Genomic DNA, 15,547 nt, shown 5'->3' on the forward strand with positions numbered 1-15,547 from the left:
GCCGCGACCGGGAGCGGCCACTTACCCAAAGTCCGCCCACCCCAGCATCTCCCGATACAAGACCTCATTCCCGGTCGCATCTGGCATCGGACGTGGATCGTCCGCCCAACAGCCCAGCACTGGGTGCTGCACCGTTGTAATCGTCGCCAGAGTCTTATTGCGGATGAGGAAATGTGAGAACTTCTCGACGTATCGGAGCGTTTCTTTGAACAACGTGGTCGCCAGTGTCGCTAGATCAGCGGCATATGAACGTGGTTCAAAGGGATTTGAGGACTGCGCGTTCCAAACTCCTAAGCGGTCTAGTTGGTCCTGGTTCAGTGGTGTGCTACCCGGATCAAACTCAGCGAGGCCGTCCAGAGTCACCGCCACCGTTGTCGACGAACCATAGCCCCGAGATAGCTGGTGCTGCGTATCGAGGGGCAGCGCATGGATACGGTTCCGTAGCTGACCGATGACCCGCGCATACGCCCCGAGCGCTTCGAGTTCCGATGTGTCGGTCGGTTCGAACTTCTCGATCACCGAACGCAATTCGACCGTCGAGGTGAGCGAACCACGCGGCTTGTCCGGATTCAGACTCGTGTCGAACAGCGTTTGGGTCACACGAGCGTATCTGTCCATCGCCGCACAGAGATACAGCAAGATTCGGTCGAATGCCTCGGCGGTGGTCTCGGCAGTATCCGACCGCTGCATCTCAGATGAGCTGCCGTTACTGAGTGCAGCGAGGAGATTGTCGACTGCTCGCGCTGCACGGCTGAGGCGCAGCGCTATCGCGGCCATGGACTCGACGAGATCAGAGTCACGTCCCATCGTTGCCATCAGGCGTATCGCGGTGAGATGCGGCACCGAAGCGTCGATCCCGGCGAGGTAAAGGTCGGCAACGGATGTGGCGTTGCACTTCCGGACAAACGTACCTCCCCCCTGCAATCCGCCCTTCGCCGATTCCAGCACGTGGCTTCCTGTGCTGCGAAGGTAATGACCAAACAGAGGTAGCAGCTGATCGGGGGTGACACTGATGACCGAGTCATTGTCGGCCACTTCGTCGCGTAGGGCGGTGGCAGACATCGTCACGATGACGTCTACCCCAACGGCACCGGCCGCCGCCGCCAGTGCCGACGCTCTGTGCCGGTCGGCAAGACTCAGGCCGTCGTCGTCCGAATATGCCTTGCGCGCTGCTTCATCGAGCTGCGCGTAGATGCTGAAGAAGTTCCCCGAAGTCCACAGCCAACGCTCGCCGTCTCGATAACCGGAGATGCCAACAGTGGATGCGTCGGCGAACTTCGGGGCGTCCTCCACGGTGGTGAATGTGAAGTCGTACCACTCGCTAGAGCCGAGGGCGCGAAGCCACCCTATCGGTTCGCCAGCATCGTTCTGGACCATCAAAATCGGCTCAACCTCTTCGTCCCGACCGACAACCCTTAAGAGTTCCGCAGTCGGTTCTGGCAATGTCTGGACGTCAATGCCGACGCGCATCTTGCGAGTATTTGGCTGGATCGGGAACAGCGGCTGTGCGTCGCGCTGAGCCCCAGTCGTCTTTGCCGGAGGTCGAACGTATCGCATATAGCGGAAGCGCGGGATGTCGTCAGGCACTGTCAGAGTCATGGCACACAGATACACCGTGCCCCTGACACGCTGGCGCGTTTGGGAGCGATTTGAACCGACCGGCGGACCGAGGGTGAACGACACACCGCCCCGGCGGGAGATCGGACACCGGGAGCGGTGTGGGTGGTAACGGCGATGGCCTCGACACCCACCCGCGACGATACGGGCGGTGTGGGCTGCGACAGCAGATACGCTCTGCGCATGAGTGAGAGCAAGAGTGCGCGCCTGCCGGACCTGGACAAGATCAAGCGCGCCTTCGAGATTCGAGACGAGCTGCGAGACCTTCTCGAGGAACTGCTCACTGCCAATAAGAAGTACTCGCGGCGCAGCAACATGTCTGAGGCGTCGGCACCCACCGTGTGGGCCGAGTGGATGCTCGATGAAGTCCCCAACTACACGAGGTCGTCGCTGCTCATGGGCGATGTTATCCACAACCTCAGAGCCGCAATGGACCACGCGGTCTGGGCTATCACGCCGTCACGGATTCAGGCGAACAACCCACGCGAGGTGGAGTTCCCCCTTAGACCTTCCGAGGCGTCGTTCGAGAAGTGGATTGGCAAACGCAAGAAATGGTACGGCCCGACCGTCACCAAGGTGTTCGAGTCCCAACAGCCATACCACGCAGGCACTGACAAATTGCACCCACTGCACGTGGAGAAATTGTCAAGACCTGTGGATCGGGGTGTTTCAGGCGACCTCCGTTCCGGTGCGCTCGTCACCGTTTGAAGGCGGTTGCGGTGGGGTGATGTCGGTGGGCCGTTCGAGCAGTTTGCCTTTGTGGAAGACCGCGCCGGCACGGACCAGGGCGACCAGATGCGGGGCGTTGACGGCCCGCCAGCGGGCTTGTGCGGCGTCTATCAGCTTGGAGGCCATGGCAATCCCGGCCGCGCGTGATCCAGGCCCCTTGGTGACCTTGGTCCGAAGTCGCACCGTGGCGAAAGTGCTTTCGATCGGGTTGGTCGTGCGCAGGTGAATCCAATGCTCGGCCGGGTACTTGTAGAACTCAAGCAGGGTGTCAAGGTCGTCGGTGATCTTGGCGACGGCCTTGGGGTATTTGGCGCCGAAGTCGACCTCGAATGCCTTGACCGCGACCTGTGCCTTGTCGATGTCCTCGGCGTTGTAGATATCCTTGATCGCCGCCAACGCCGACGGATGTGCCGACTTAGGCAGTGCGGCAAGGACATTGGCCTGCTTGTGAAACCAGCACCGCTGCTCACGGGTCGCTGGGAACACTTCGCGGACCGCCTTCCAGAACCCGAGGGCGCCATCGCCCACGGCCAGCACCGGGGCAGTCATCCCGCGGCGTTTGCAGTCGCGTAGCAGGTCGGCCCACGACTCGGTGGACTCCCGATACCCGTCGGTGATCGCCACCAGCTCCTTGCGGCCATCAGTACGCACGCCAATCATCACCAGCAGGCACAGTTTGGTCTGCTCCAGGCGCACCTTGAGGTGGATGCCGTCGACCCACAGGTAGACGTAGTCGGTACCGGACAGATCACGGCGCCCGAACGCCGCGGCTTCGTCCTGCCACTGCGCGGTCAGCCGGGTGATCGTCGAGGCCGACAACCCCGCACCCGAGCCGAGGAACTGCTCCAACGCCGCAGTGAAGTCGCCGCTGGACAGCCCATGCAGGTACAGCAGCGGCAACACCTCACTCATCTGCGGAGACTTACGTGCCCACGCCGGCAGGATCGCCGAGGAAAACCGCTGCCGCACACCGGTATCGGGGTCCACGCGGCGGTCGTTGACCCGCGGCGCCTTCACCTTGACCGCGCCGGCCGCGGTCAGCACCTCACGCGGCTGGTGGTAGCCGTTGCGGACCACCAACCGATGGCCGTCCTCATCGAGCTGGTCGGCGAACTGGGCCACGTAGGCGGCGACCTCGGCTTTGAGTGCTGCAGCCAGCATCTGCCGGGCGCCGTCGCGGACGATCTCGTCCAATAACGACCGACCGGCACCGCCGGTGCTTTCAGTGGCCTCGGTGGCATCGTGAACTACGGTGAGCATGGGCGTACCTTCCCGAACCAGCGCGCCAACGCCGGCTCATGATCGGACCTTCGGATATTCAGATCATCCTCGGGAAGGTGCGCCCACTTTCAACGCCCCCTCACCGAGGGTCATCCACAGGTTCTGATCATTGCTCCTGCACGTGCTCCAGCACCTCTCAAACACAGACAAGCATCGACTGCTGAACGTGGTGGCCAACAACGCGGTTCGGATGGCCGAGGTGCGCGTATCACCGCCACCGCCCGGCGGCGTGAAGTCGAGCGTGTACGAGGGAATCGTTGAGGCGGGTGGAGTCCTCGCGCGTGTCGAGTTCGCACGACCCGCCGATGGGGGTGCTGTCGACCTAATCCCGGTGTTCGCGTTCGAGCAGGTCTTTCACTACGTTGACCCCACCGGCGCAGAGCGCTGGTTACAGCTCGGCGAGGCGATGAACGCCGTGTGCCCGGCGGCCGTCGAAGCAGTCGGCTTCGTGGTCTCCGCCCACGAGAAGGACCTCGACGACGGATGGCAGCCGCAGTGACGCACTGCTACCCCATCAACCCGGCGGCGACGGTCGCCCCCAGCTCCCAGCACGCCTCCAGCACCGCCTTATCCGGCCTGTTCGACGCGATGACGTACTCGGCGGCCTTCTCCCACCCGAGACCGGCGGTGATCCGGTCGACGGCGTTCACCGCACCCTCGGCCCCCTCATTGCTATGCAGGTACAGCCCAAACGGGCGGCCCCGCGTCGAGTCGAGGATCTGGTAGTACGAACAATCGAAGGCGTGCTTGAGAGCACCTGAAATCGAGCCGAGGTTCGCCGGGCTGCCGAGCACGTACCCGTCCGCGTCGAGGAAGTCACTCGTTGACACCGACAGTGCTGCGCGGCGCACCACCTCGACGCCCTCGATCTCCGGGTCGGTGGCACCCGACACCACAGCCTCGAACATCTCCTGGCAATGAGGTGACGGCGTGTGGTGGACGATCAGTAGTCTCTTGTCCGCCATCAGGACCTCCCCGCAAACGCGAGCAACCGATCTGCGGCGCTCAAAGACGCCGGCGCGATCGGCGCCTCGAAGAGTCCGGCCGCACGCAATTCCTCGATGACCGGTCCGGCGTCGGTGAGGACGTAGTCGACGAGTCTGTCCGACGGCGCCCAGGCCGCGTCGATGCCCACGCACAGATCGTGAGAGTGCAACGCCAGCTCCATGATCCGCATCACCAGGAGCTGACGGCCCGGTCGGCGCCCGGCGCGATGATCGACATCGACGTCGAGGTCGGCGGAGCCGACGGCGGCACGGAAGGCGTTCTCACTACGCCAGAATTCAGCGATCGGATCACCGGCCTCGAGGTAGTCGACGTCGCGCGTCGACAGAGTGTCGGCGGCGCTCGCACCCTTGAGCAGCATCGAGTAGCGGTAGCCGCCGCCGATGAGGTGGTTGATCAGGTCCCTATTGGTCCATCCCGCGCAACCACTTGCGTCGCGCAGCCTCTCGGGTCCGGCGTTCGCCAGATGATCGGCCCACAGCCGGGCGGCCTCGTCGAGCCAGGGTCCCGGGTCGTTCATCTGGCCTCCCACACTGTCGGATAAGACTCCGCTACTGCTCACGCCCGTGGAACTGTGCGACCGCGCGTTTCATCATCGCGCGGGCGCGGGGGCGATCGCCGGCGTAGTCGTAGGCGCGGGCGATGCGGTAGGTGTTGCGCCAGTCGTTCGGGTCGGCCTCCCACTCGGCCTTGACCTGCGCGAACAATTCGTCGGCGGCGTCGCGTTCCATGCGGCCCGACGCGCGGTGCGGCCGGTTCGAGATGTCGAGTTCGCGGCCTTCCTCGGCCATGATCGCCGCGAGCTTCTGGTGTTCCAGACCCGCCCGCAGCGTCGCGTAGATCAGCCAGGCGCCGATGAGCGGCAGTGCGATGACACCGAGCCCCAGCCCGATTCCCGCGGCGGTCCCCGTGGCGATCAGCTGGAACCCGCGCCAGCCGAGAAGCACGAAGTAGACGACCAGCGCCACGACGAGGAAGCCGATCATCCAGACGATCGGCCGGGCGTCCTTCTTCTTCGGACCCAGCTGCGGCGCGCCACCCTCGGTGTCGCCGGTGTGGGTGCCCTCGTCGTGCGTGCCGTCATCGACCATGGGGATCAGAGGTCCATCAGTTCTTCGAGCCCGATGGTCAGACCCGGACGGTCGGCGATGCTGCGCACCCCGAGGAGCACACCGGGCGCGAACGACGACCGGTCAAGGGAGTCGTGGCGGATGGTGAGGGTCTCGCCCTCCGTGCCCAGCAGCACTTCCTGGTGGGCGACGAGGCCGGCCAGGCGCACCGAGTGGACGTGCACACCGTCGACCACCGCCCCACGCGCGCCGTCGAGTTCTTCGGTGGTGGCGTCGGGACTCGGTCCCACGCCGGCCTCGGCGCGTGCGCGGCCGATCAGTGCGGCGGTGCGGTAGGCGGTGCCCGACGGTGCGTCGGCCTTGTGCGGATGGTGGAGTTCGACGACCTCCACCGAGTCGTAGTACTTGGCGGCCTGCGCGGCGAACCGCATCGACAGCACCGCGCCGATGGCGAAGTTCGGGGCGATCAGCACGCCGACCTTCGGGTTCTCGGCGAGCCAGCCGCGGATGGTCTCGAGACGTTCCTCGGTGAAGCCGGTGGTGCCGACGACAGCATGAATCCCGTTGGCGATGAGGAACTTCAGGTTGTCCATGACGACGTCGGGGTGGGTGAAGTCGACGACCACCTCGGTGTCGGTGTCGGAGAAGAACTCCAGCGAGTCGCCCTTGTCGACGCCCACGGTGTAGGTGAGGTCGTCGGCCTTCTCGACCGCCGTGACGATCGCCTGCCCGACCTTGCCCTGGCTACCCAGGACGCCCACCTTGATACCGCTCATGTCCACCCTCTTCGATCTCGACGTGCCAACGGGCCCAGTCTAGTGGCGACCACCTGCTCAGTAGATCGGCGCATCGCCGCGACGATGCTCGAAGACCAGCGACGTGGTGGTACCCGCGACCTCGCGTCGACCGTTGAGCCGCTCGACGAACTGGCGCAGCGCCTCGGTGTCGGCGGTGGCCACGTGGAGCATGTAGTCGTCGGCACCGGCGAGGAAGAACACGTCGATCACCTCGTCGTAGGCGGCGATCTCACCGACGAATCGTCGGATCTGACCACGCGCATCGGATTGGAGACTGACCGCGACCATCGCGCGCAACGGGCGGCCGACGGCGGCCGGGTCGACGTCGGCGAAGAATCCACGGATGACACCGAGGTCGACGAGCCTGCGCATGCGGCCGTGACACGTCGACGCAGCGATCCCGACGCGTTGGGCCAGCTCACTGTTGGGCATGCGGGCGTCGGACTGCAGGAGCTTCAGCAGTTCGCGGTCGGTTGCGTCGAGGTCGCCGGGCTGAACATCCTTCGGAGTGGCGGGCATCTCAGCCTCCTGATCTGAACCATCTTCACGATTTTCGGTCCGCCGAGAATCTTCCTCGCGCACATTGTGACACGTCCGAAGTTCCTTCACCCTGAAAGCAGGTTATCAGTACAAACTTCGAGACGAGAGTGAGCATCATGCGCGTCGGCGTCCCCACCGAGATCAAGAACCACGAGTACCGCGTCGCCATCACCCCGGCCGGCGTCGCCGAACTGCACCATCGCGGGCACGACGTGATCATCCAGGCGGGCGCCGGAGAGGGTTCGGCGATCACCGACAACGATTACAAGGCCGCCGGCGCGCAGATCCTCGGTACTGCCGCCGAGGTCTGGGAGCAGGCCGACCTGCTGCTCAAGGTCAAGGAACCGATCGCCTCGGAGTTCGGCCTGCTGCGGGCGGGCCAGACGATCTTCACCTACCTCCATCTGGCAGCGGGCGAGGAGTGCACCTCGGCCCTGCTCGCCTCCGGCACCACGTCCATCGCCTACGAGATGGTCCGCACCGCCGACGGCGCACTTCCCCTTCTCGCCCCGATGAGTGAGGTCGCCGGATGTCTCGCACCACAGGTCGGTGCCTATCACCTGATGAAGTCCGAGGGCGGTCGCGGCGCCCTCATGGGCGGTGTCCCCGGCACCGAGCCCGCCGAGGTCGTCATCCTCGGCGGTGGGGTCAGCGGTGTCAATGCCGCGACCATCGCGGTGGGCATGGGCGCGCAGGTCAGCGTCTTCGACCTCGACATCGCCAAACTCCGCGCGATCGACGCCCGCTTCGGCGGCCGCGTCCACACGCGCTACAGCACCCGGCTCGCGCTCGACGAGGCGGTGAAGAACGCCGACCTCGTCATCGGCGCCGTCCTCGTCCCCGGCGCGAAGGCACCGGTCCTGGTGTCCAACAGCCTTGTCGCAGAGATGAAGCCCGGCACGGTCCTCGTCGACATCGCCATCGACCAGGGCGGCTGCTTCGAGGACTCGCACCCGACGACGCACGCCGAACCGACCTTCGCCGTGCACGACACCACCTTCTACTGCGTGGCCAACATGCCGGGCACGGTCGCGCGCACGTCGACACAGGCGCTGACCGGCGCGACCCTCCCCTACGTCTTGCGTCTGGCAGATCAGGGTTGGGAGACGGCCTGCGCGGTTGATCCAGCTCTCGCGTCCGGGTTGAGCACCCATGACGGCGAGCTGTTCACCGCCGAGGTCGGCGAGGCCCTCGGCCTACCGGTCGCGGCTATGCCGTTCGCACACAACTAGTTCAGAACCGGAGCGCAGTTCAAAACCGGAGCGTGGTGGTCCCTCGCCGCTTCCCGCGCCACCCGTAGCGGCGTTCGGTGATCTCGCCGTGGCCGTCGTAGCCGATGCGCAGCACGGTCGACGCCCTGGTGCCGTACCCCGGGATGTTGATGAACTTCGACGACAGGGCCGCCTCGAACTCGGGTCCGACACCGGTGTCGGGCAGACGCACCGGATCGGGCCGGTCCTGGTCGGCCAGCATCGCGAAGTAGTCCTCGTCGGAGGCACCGCCGGCGATCAGGTCGCGCAGCGCAGCAGTGCCGTCGACGACCTTCGGCCAGTCGTTGTCGAGCGCACCGTTGGACACGCCGTGCACACCGTCGGCGACCCGTTCGGCGTGCGGGTGCGGTCGGTTCGTCACCCACCAGAGGTCATCGGCGTCCCCGTTGGTCCCGGTGTCACCGACGAGCAGGTTCACCGGGTCGTAGTCGGCGGACTGTTCGACGACGCGGTCGGCGAACACCTTCGGGTCGTCGCCACCGCCGAGAAAGTCCACCGGCAGCTGCCCACGTGAACGGACGCCCGCGCGTTCCGGTGGACCGACCCGCACGTTCGTCACCATCGCCACACGGCCGGGCACCTCCGCGGAGACACCCAACCAGGTGCCGCCGGCCAGCGCGCGTCCGGCCATGATCGGCAGGTCATCCCATCGGGACAGCGCATACGTGCGTCGCCGGTGATACTCGTCGCGGTTGGCCGCGACGATCAGACGATGCTCGGGATGCGCATTCCACGCGAAGAGGATCAGGCACATGGCATCTCAGTTCACCTGGTAGTGGCTCATACCGGCCATTCTGCGCTGGACGCCGGCGATCTCCCGCACCGCCTGGGCCACCAGGCTCCGGTCGAGCGGAGACAGCCTCTTCATCTCAAGGACGTCGGTCGGCGTCTCACCCTGATCGAACTGCGCCACCTGGTACCGCAACCGCACCCGCTGCAGGACGTCGAACACCTCCATCAGGGTCGCCGCATCGCCGGTCGGCAACAATGCACTGCCCGCGGCGGCCTGCAGCCGTGCCCGCGTGTTCACCTCGGTGGATTCGACGCTCAGTGCCGCCCACCGGGCGATGTTGATCAGCGGAGTCAGCGCATGGGTCTTGAGGTCGAGGGTCCCGCCGCGCCGCGTCAGGACATCGCGCATCGACCGCAGCCGCGCCTTGGTCGACAACGACTCCGCCAGCAGTAGACGCATGGTGCGCGGATCGGCACGCAGTGCGCCGATCATCTCGACTCCCGGTGTCGGCGTGGGCGATTCCCGACGTGAACCGGACAGTTCCCGACGCGACGCAGACAGGGGCCGGCCGTCGAGGATCAGCGAGGTGAAGATCATCCCCTTGTTCGCCAGCGGCTCCTCGATCCAGCCGCGCGCCGCCGCCTGCCACTGGCCGCGGGTCCGCGAGAACAGCGGCTTCGATGCGACGGCCCCATTGGTGTCGACGGTCAGCCCGGCACCGCGGAGCAGGTCGTCCAGCTTCTCGAACGCCGTGCGATGGGCGTCGAGGTCGGAACTGCCGAGAGCGTCGTCGAACACCACCGCCGAGTCGACATCGGAACTCAGCACCGGTTCCCGGCGCGCGTTGCTGCCGAGCGACAACCACGTGTAGGCAGTGGGATCGACGCCGGGATGCGGATCGACGACCAATGCCAGGCCCCGCACCACGATGGCGTCGACGATGAGCGATGCGACCCGGGTGACCTCGTGTGCCGGCCGGTCCCGTCGCACGAGATCGGCGACCAGCTGCGGTAGCCGACGGGCGTGCTCCTGAAGTTCCCCGACCGTCTGCGACCGCGAGATCTGTTCGCGCAGCGGCATACTCGCGCCTGCAGGGTCGGCGACGAAGTCCCCGGCGCCGACGACACCGAGCACCGCCCCGGCGGCATCGCAGACCGGGATGACCGTGAGGTCGCGGTCGACGAGTTCGGTGAGGGCGTCGACCGGCGCCGTCCGGGAGTCGACGACGAACGCCGGACCGTCGATGACCTCACCCACCGGGGTGTCGATGCTTCGTCCGGCCCCGACGACCCGCGCCCGGATGTCGGCGTCGGTGAGCAGCCCGTGGCTCCCCGGCCCGTGTCCGCCCGGTCCTTGTCCGGCGTCGGACAACGGGATCACCACGTAATCCTGACCGCGTTCGGTCATCAGCACCGCGGCCTGCCGCACGGTCATGTCGGCCCGCCCGATCACCGGTGCGGTCCGCAGCAGATCCGCGACGGTTCGCGCGGAAGGTGTGCGCTGCGCGTCGCGGCGGTGTGCGACGGTCAACTGGTCGGACGGACCGTTCATCCCTGAAGATGATAGGCGGGTGCGGCCGAGAGTCGAAGACGACACCGGGCCCGCCGTCCGTGATGGACGACGGGCCCGGTGTGGGTTCGATCAGAACAGCTCAGGCGTCGGCGGTGGCCGCTTCGGCAGCCGCGGCCTCGGCCTTGTCGGCGTCGTCGTCGACCGGGACGAGGCTGATCTTGCCGCGCTCGTCGATGTCGGCGATCTCCACGCGGAGCTTGGAGCCCACGTTCACGACGTCCTCGACCTTGTTGACGCGCTTGCCCTTACCGAGCTTCGAGATGTGCACCAGGCCGTCGCGACCCGGCAGCAGCGACACGAACGCACCGAACGCGGTGGTCTTGACGACAGTGCCGAGGAAACGCTCGCCGACCTTGGGCAGCTGCGGGTTGGCGATCGCGTTGATGCGGTCGATCGCCGCCTGCGCCTTGACGCCATCCGAGGCGCCGACGAACACGGTGCCGTCGTCCTCGATGGAGATGTTGGCGCCGGTCTCCTCGGTGATGCCGTTGATCGTCTTGCCCTTGGGGCCGATCAGTTCGCCGATCTTGTCCATCGGGATCTTGATGGTGGTGATCCGCGGCGCGAACGGGCTCATCTCGTCGGGCTCGTCGATGGCCTCGGCCATGACGTCGAGGATGGTCAGCCGGGCGTCCTTGGCCTGGCTGAGCGCACCCGCGAGCACCGGCGAGGGGATGCCGTCGAGCTTGGTGTCGAGCTGCAGGGCGGTCACGAAGTCCTTGGTGCCCGCGACCTTGAAGTCCATGTCGCCGAAGGCGTCTTCGGCGCCGAGGATGTCGGTCAGTGCGACGTAACGGGTTTCGCCGTCGACGGTGTCGGACACGAGGCCCATCGCGATGCCGGCGACCGGGGCGCGCAGCGGCACACCGGCATTCAGCAGCGACATGGTCGAGGCGCAGACCGAACCCATCGAGGTGGAACCGTTGGAGCCCAACGCCTCCGAGACCTGACGGATCGCGTACGGGAAGTCCTCGACGCTCGGGAGCACCGGCATCAGGGCACGCTCGGCGAGCGCTCCGTGGCCGATCTCGCGACGCTTGGGCGAACCGACGCGGCCGGTCTCACCGGTCGAGTACGGCGGGAAGTTGTAGTGGTGCATGTACCGCTTGGACGTCTCGGGTCCGAGCGAGTCGACCTGCTGCGCCATCTTGACCATGTCGAGGGTGGTGACGCCCATGATCTGGGTCTCGCCACGCTCGAACAGCGCACTGCCGTGGGCGCGCGGGATCACGCCGACCTCGGCGGAGAGTGCACGGATGTCGGTGATGCCGCGACCGTCGATGCGGAAGTGGTCGGTCAGGATGCGCTGGCGCACCAGCTTCTTGGTCAGCGAACGGTAGGCGCCGCCGATCTCCTTCTCACGACCCTCGAACTGCTCGCCGAGCTGGGCGAGGATGTCGGCCTTGAGCTCGTCGGTCTTGTCGTCGCGCTCCTGCTTGCCCGCGATCGTCAGGATCTCCGCGAGGCGCTCGGTGCCGGCGGCGGCGACGGCCTCGTAGACGTCGTCCTGGTACGGCGGGTACAGCGGGAACTCGCCGGTGTCCTTGGCAGCGGCCGCGGCCAGCGACTTCTGCGCCTCGCACAGACGGGCGATGAACGGCTTGGCGGCCTCGAGGCCCTCGGCGACGATGGCCTCGGTCGGGGCCTGCGCGCCACCGGCGATCAGGTCGATGACGTTGTCGGTCGCCTCGGCCTCGACCATCATGATCGCGACGTCGGCGGTGTCGCCTTCACCGCTCACGATGCGGCCCGCGACGACCATGTCGAACACGGCGCCTTCGAGCTGCTCGACGGTCGGGAACGCGACCCACTGACCGGCCTTGTTCTCCTCGGTCGGGATGAGCGCAACGCGCACGCCACCCACCGGGCCGGAGAACGGCAGACCCGCGAGCTGGGTCGACGCCGACGCGGCGTTGATGGCCACGACGTCGTAGAGGTCGTCCGGGTTGAGCGACAGCACGGTCACGACGACCTGGATCTCGTTGCGGAGACCGTCGACGAAGGACGGGCGCAGCGGGCGGTCGATCAGGCGGCAGGTCAGGATCGCGTCGGTCGACGGACGACCCTCGCGACGGAAGAACGACCCGGGGATGCGGCCGGCGGCGTACATCCGCTCCTCGACGTCCACGGTCAGCGGGAAGAAGTCGAAGTGCTCCTTCGGGTGCTTCGACGCCGTGGTGGTCGAGAGCAGCATGTTCTCGTCGTCGAGGTAGGCGGTCACCGAACCGGCGGCCTGCAGGGCAAGACGTCCGGTCTCGAACCGGATCGTGCGGGTGCCGAAGCTCCCGTTGTCGATGATCGCGGTGGCCTCGGTGATCGCGTCGTCGTACTCGTCGGTGAAGTCTTCGGTGGTGGTCACATCTGTCATGTGGGGTGGAATCCCTTCGTAGCGGCTGCCGTAAGCGGCCGTCATGATGCGCGGCCACGCAGACATGGCCGCTTGTGCGGTTGAGGGTGGTCATCGCGAGGTGCGCAGCGTGCACCGATGCCGGTGCAGTCGTGCTGTCGAACTCATCGCACGCGCGGATCGGACCGACCCAGAACGCGCCGAGAAAACACGGCAGCGGGTGAATGGCGCGACGTGTTCGCGCCCGGTTGAGTGCTCAGACGGCCTTCGATCGAAGCGGCCGGAACCTTTGCTCCGGCGGCCACTACCGAGGACCGATCTGGCTCGTCGTCACGCACTGCCATCAGTTCACGGCAACGATCCGTCTGTCAGCCTATCACCGCGTGCTGTCAATACCTCAATATGACGAGCCCGCAGACAGACGAAACCGGCCACCTCCCCGATGGGAGGTGGCCGGTCGGCAAGTCTGTTCCGCGCGGGTCCGCGATCAGCGACGCAGGCCGAGACGCTCGATGAGCGAGCGGTAGCGGTTGATGTCGACCTTGGCGACGTACTTCAGCAGGCGACGACGACGGCCGACGAGCAGCAGCAGACCGCGGCGGCTGTGGTGGTCGTGCTTGTGCTGCTTGAGGTGCTCGGTCAGGTCGACGATACGCTTGGTCAGCAGCGCGACCTGGGCCTCGGGCGAACCGGTGTCGGTCTCGTGCAGACCGTATTCGGTGAGGATTTCCTTCTTCTGCTCGGCAGTCAATGCCATGGAGATACTCCTGTTTCTCAGTGCCGCGTCTGGAAGAACTACTGGTGTGCCACCGCGGACTGCAGCAACACCGACTGATCAGGCTACCTGTAGCCCCGGTGCGGACCCAAATCCGTGGATGCTCAGGGCCGCATCGCGGCCGAGCCACCACCACACCAGCGCGACCGCGATGACGCCGATGAGGGCGCCGACGACGATCGTGATCGCGAGGAGGCGACGGGCCACTCCGGCGGATTCGCGACCGGTGAGCGACACACCGACCAGGCCGAGGACGACCGAGGTCAGAGCGGCGGCGAGCATCAGGAACAACCCGGCGGTCGGTTCACCGACGTCGGCGGCCGCCGACGTCGCCCCGATCTGGCCCAGCGGCAGCGTCAGACCGAGAGGCCGCACGGGTACCGCACCGGCCAGGACGACGACGCCCACACCGGCCCCGGCGACCAGGGCGAAACCCGGATGAGGCGCCCCCACCCGACGCACGACGGCGAACAGGGCCAGGAGACCACCGACGATGATGAGAAGGCCGAGTGCGGTGGTGAACCACCCCAGCGTCAGCTGCGTTCCGAGTGCCTGCGCGTAGTGCCCGTTGTGAATCCCGAAACCGTTCGGGTTGAGCGGTGCGAGCCCCACCGAACCGAGGTCGACCCACTCCATGAAGGTGGCGGCCACGACCACCAGGCCCAGCACGACCGACGCGAGGGCCGCGGCGACCGCCGAGGTCTGCGCGCCACCTGTGCGCGGTGCACTCACGGCGTCTCGGCCGCCGCCAGGATCTCCCTGGTCTTCGTCACGTCGTCGCCCATGGCGGTGACGAGGTCGTCGATCCCGTCGAACTGGACCATGCCGCGGATGCGGTGCACGAAGTCCACGGCCACGTGCTGGCCGTAGAGGTCGGCGTTCTTGTCCAGGACGAAGGCCTCGACGGTGCGGGTGCGCCCGGAGAAGGTCGGGTTGGTGCCCACCGACACCGCCGCCTGGTACCGCTCCCCCGGCAGCACCTCACCGACGGCCGGTCCCACGCCCAGGATCGTGAACCACGCGGCATACACGCCGTCGGCGGGGATCGCGGCGTACATCGGCGGCGCGACATTCGCGGTCGGGTACCCGAGATCACGTCCCCGGCCGTCCCCACGCACCACGACACCCTCCACCCGGTGCGGGCGGCCGAGCGCCTCGGCGGCGCGGTCCATGTCACCGGCCGCGACGCAGGAACGGATGTAGGTCGACGAGTAGGTCACCGCTTGTTCGCCGAACAGTGAGATGGCCTGCACCTCGAAGCCGAACTTGGCACCCAGCTCGGTCAGTTTCGCGACGTCGCCGGCGGCCTTGCGCCCGAAGGTGAAGTTGTCCCCCACCACGACGTCGGCGGCATGCAGTGTCTCCACGAGGATGTCGTGGGCGAAGTCCTTGGGCGAGCGCGCGGCGAGTTCCGGCGTGAACGGCATGACGCAGAAGACGTCGATCCCCAGTTCCTCGGCCAGCTCCGCCCGTCGCGTCAGCGTGGTCAGTTGCGGCGGATGGGATCCCGGCCGCACGACCTCCGACGGATGCGGGTCGAAGGTCATCAGCACGGACGGCACCCCGTGCTCTTCGGCCGCCTTGGTGGCGGCATGGATCAGTTCGGCATGCCCACGGTGCACACCGTCGAAGACACCGATGGTGACCACGCACCGTCCCCAGTCCGCGGGGATGTCATCAAGACCTCGCCATCGCAACACGCGACCAGCCTACGGGGAGCACCAGTTCCAAACCACCACCGCCACACGCCTACGAACGGACGGGGTGTCGACGACGAGATGTCGGCGAGCAGACAAGGTGACGCTAAGCT

At 66.6% G+C, this 15,547-nt stretch carries 16 protein-coding genes; 3 read left to right on the plus strand and 13 right to left on the minus strand.

Annotated features, from left to right (window positions below; translation table 11 throughout):
* Positions 1-21: 21 nt before the first annotated feature.
* Positions 22-1,587: a hypothetical protein gene (locus tag GAA2_RS13750; RefSeq protein WP_262410961.1), complete on the minus strand. Its 1,566-nt coding sequence runs from the start codon at positions 1,585-1,587 to the stop codon at positions 22-24.
* A 213-nt stretch (positions 1,588-1,800) separates the two neighbouring features.
* Here GAA2_RS13750 and GAA2_RS13755 point away from each other — a divergent pair, with 213 nt between their 5' ends.
* Complete coding sequence (locus tag GAA2_RS13755) at positions 1,801-2,325, plus strand: hypothetical protein (protein WP_191834419.1); 525 nt, start codon at positions 1,801-1,803, stop codon at positions 2,323-2,325.
* Here GAA2_RS13755 and GAA2_RS13760 read toward each other — a convergent pair.
* Positions 2,287-3,606 carry an IS256 family transposase gene (locus GAA2_RS13760; RefSeq protein WP_191834420.1) on the minus strand — a complete coding sequence of 440 codons (1,320 nt, stop codon included), beginning with the start codon at positions 3,604-3,606 and terminating at the stop codon, positions 2,287-2,289. The two genes, GAA2_RS13755 and GAA2_RS13760, sit on opposite strands and share 39 nt — an antisense overlap.
* 187 nt (positions 3,607-3,793) lie before the next feature.
* On the opposite strand from GAA2_RS13760, the gene GAA2_RS13765 reads away from it, so the two are divergent.
* On the plus strand, positions 3,794-4,126 hold the full coding sequence (locus tag GAA2_RS13765; protein ID WP_191834421.1) for a hypothetical protein: 333 nt from the start codon (positions 3,794-3,796) through the stop codon (positions 4,124-4,126).
* 7 nt (positions 4,127-4,133) lie between these two features.
* Here GAA2_RS13765 and GAA2_RS13770 read toward each other — a convergent pair whose 3' ends face one another.
* Genes GAA2_RS13770 through GAA2_RS13790 form a run of 5 tightly spaced genes read right to left on the minus strand, consistent with a single transcriptional unit; the run spans position 4,134 to position 7,018 of the window.
* A complete protein-coding gene (locus tag GAA2_RS13770; protein WP_191834422.1) occupies positions 4,134-4,592 on the minus strand; it encodes a flavodoxin family protein in 459 nt (152 codons plus the stop codon).
* A complete protein-coding gene (locus GAA2_RS13775) occupies positions 4,592-5,152 on the minus strand; it encodes a maleylpyruvate isomerase N-terminal domain-containing protein (RefSeq protein WP_191834423.1) in 561 nt (186 codons plus the stop codon). Before GAA2_RS13775 ends, GAA2_RS13770 begins: the two co-directional genes overlap by 1 nt.
* Positions 5,153-5,183: 31 nt before the next feature.
* Positions 5,184-5,723 (minus strand): hypothetical protein, encoded by a 540-nt coding sequence (locus tag GAA2_RS13780; RefSeq protein WP_006436426.1) that lies wholly within the window; start codon positions 5,721-5,723, stop codon positions 5,184-5,186.
* A gap of 5 nt (positions 5,724-5,728) precedes the next feature.
* Complete coding sequence (gene dapB, locus GAA2_RS13785) at positions 5,729-6,478, minus strand: 4-hydroxy-tetrahydrodipicolinate reductase (RefSeq protein ID WP_191834424.1); 750 nt, start codon at positions 6,476-6,478, stop codon at positions 5,729-5,731.
* A gap of 57 nt (positions 6,479-6,535) precedes the next feature.
* A complete protein-coding gene (locus GAA2_RS13790; RefSeq protein ID WP_006436424.1) occupies positions 6,536-7,018 on the minus strand; it encodes an Lrp/AsnC family transcriptional regulator in 483 nt (160 codons plus the stop codon).
* Positions 7,019-7,155: 137 nt separating this feature from the next.
* Here GAA2_RS13790 and ald point away from each other — a divergent pair, with 137 nt between their 5' ends.
* On the plus strand, positions 7,156-8,271 hold the full coding sequence (gene ald / locus GAA2_RS13795; protein WP_006436423.1) for an alanine dehydrogenase: 1,116 nt from the start codon (positions 7,156-7,158) through the stop codon (positions 8,269-8,271).
* Positions 8,272-8,290: 19 nt separating this feature from the next.
* On the opposite strand, the gene GAA2_RS13800 is transcribed toward ald, so the two are convergent.
* From GAA2_RS13800 to GAA2_RS13825, 6 genes are all read right to left on the minus strand, one after another.
* Positions 8,291-9,064, minus strand: a complete 774-nt coding sequence (locus tag GAA2_RS13800) for an NRDE family protein (protein WP_006436422.1) — start codon at positions 9,062-9,064, stop codon at positions 8,291-8,293.
* Between the two features lie 6 nt (positions 9,065-9,070).
* Complete coding sequence (locus GAA2_RS13805; protein ID WP_006436421.1) at positions 9,071-10,594, minus strand: putative nucleotidyltransferase substrate binding domain-containing protein; 1,524 nt, start codon at positions 10,592-10,594, stop codon at positions 9,071-9,073.
* Positions 10,595-10,694: 100 nt separating this feature from the next.
* Entirely contained in the window at positions 10,695-12,983 is a 2,289-nt protein-coding gene (locus GAA2_RS13810; protein WP_006436420.1) for a polyribonucleotide nucleotidyltransferase, read from the minus strand.
* Between the two features lie 466 nt (positions 12,984-13,449).
* Positions 13,450-13,719, minus strand: coding sequence for a 30S ribosomal protein S15 (gene rpsO / locus GAA2_RS13815; RefSeq protein ID WP_006436419.1), 270 nt, complete (start codon positions 13,717-13,719; stop codon positions 13,450-13,452).
* A 78-nt stretch (positions 13,720-13,797) separates the two neighbouring features.
* Positions 13,798-14,469, minus strand: coding sequence for a hypothetical protein (locus GAA2_RS13820; RefSeq protein WP_006436418.1), 672 nt, complete (start codon positions 14,467-14,469; stop codon positions 13,798-13,800).
* Positions 14,466-15,437, minus strand: a complete 972-nt coding sequence (locus tag GAA2_RS13825; protein WP_006436417.1) for a bifunctional riboflavin kinase/FAD synthetase — start codon at positions 15,435-15,437, stop codon at positions 14,466-14,468. Before GAA2_RS13825 ends, GAA2_RS13820 begins: the two co-directional genes overlap by 4 nt.
* Between the last annotated feature and the right edge of the window lie 110 nt (positions 15,438-15,547).

This window comes from Gordonia ajococcus (genome assembly GCF_012974285.1).
In the GTDB taxonomy this organism is placed as follows: domain Bacteria; phylum Actinomycetota; class Actinomycetes; order Mycobacteriales; family Mycobacteriaceae; genus Gordonia; species Gordonia amicalis.

What these genes read in the sequence shown, in the direction of transcription:
- GAA2_RS13790 (WP_006436424.1), bottom strand. Translation starts at nt 7,018, where the DNA reads ATGCCCGCCACTCCGAAGGATGTTCAGCCCGGCGACCTCGACGCAACC.
- GAA2_RS13800 (WP_006436422.1), bottom strand. Translation starts at nt 9,064, where the DNA reads ATGTGCCTGATCCTCTTCGCGTGGAATGCGCATCCCGAGCATCGTCTG.
- GAA2_RS13755 (WP_191834419.1), top strand. Translation starts at nt 1,801, where the DNA reads ATGAGTGAGAGCAAGAGTGCGCGCCTGCCGGACCTGGACAAGATCAAG.
- GAA2_RS13780 (WP_006436426.1), bottom strand. Translation starts at nt 5,723, where the DNA reads ATGGTCGATGACGGCACGCACGACGAGGGCACCCACACCGGCGACACC.
- ald (WP_006436423.1), top strand. Translation starts at nt 7,156, where the DNA reads ATGCGCGTCGGCGTCCCCACCGAGATCAAGAACCACGAGTACCGCGTC.
- GAA2_RS13775 (WP_191834423.1), bottom strand. Translation starts at nt 5,152, where the DNA reads ATGAACGACCCGGGACCCTGGCTCGACGAGGCCGCCCGGCTGTGGGCC.
- GAA2_RS13770 (WP_191834422.1), bottom strand. Translation starts at nt 4,592, where the DNA reads ATGGCGGACAAGAGACTACTGATCGTCCACCACACGCCGTCACCTCAT.
- GAA2_RS13760 (WP_191834420.1), bottom strand. Translation starts at nt 3,606, where the DNA reads ATGCTCACCGTAGTTCACGATGCCACCGAGGCCACTGAAAGCACCGGC.
- rpsO (WP_006436419.1), bottom strand. Translation starts at nt 13,719, where the DNA reads ATGGCATTGACTGCCGAGCAGAAGAAGGAAATCCTCACCGAATACGGT.
- GAA2_RS13810 (WP_006436420.1), bottom strand. Translation starts at nt 12,983, where the DNA reads ATGACAGATGTGACCACCACCGAAGACTTCACCGACGAGTACGACGAC.
- GAA2_RS13805 (WP_006436421.1), bottom strand. Translation starts at nt 10,594, where the DNA reads ATGAACGGTCCGTCCGACCAGTTGACCGTCGCACACCGCCGCGACGCG.
- dapB (WP_191834424.1), bottom strand. Translation starts at nt 6,478, where the DNA reads ATGAGCGGTATCAAGGTGGGCGTCCTGGGTAGCCAGGGCAAGGTCGGG.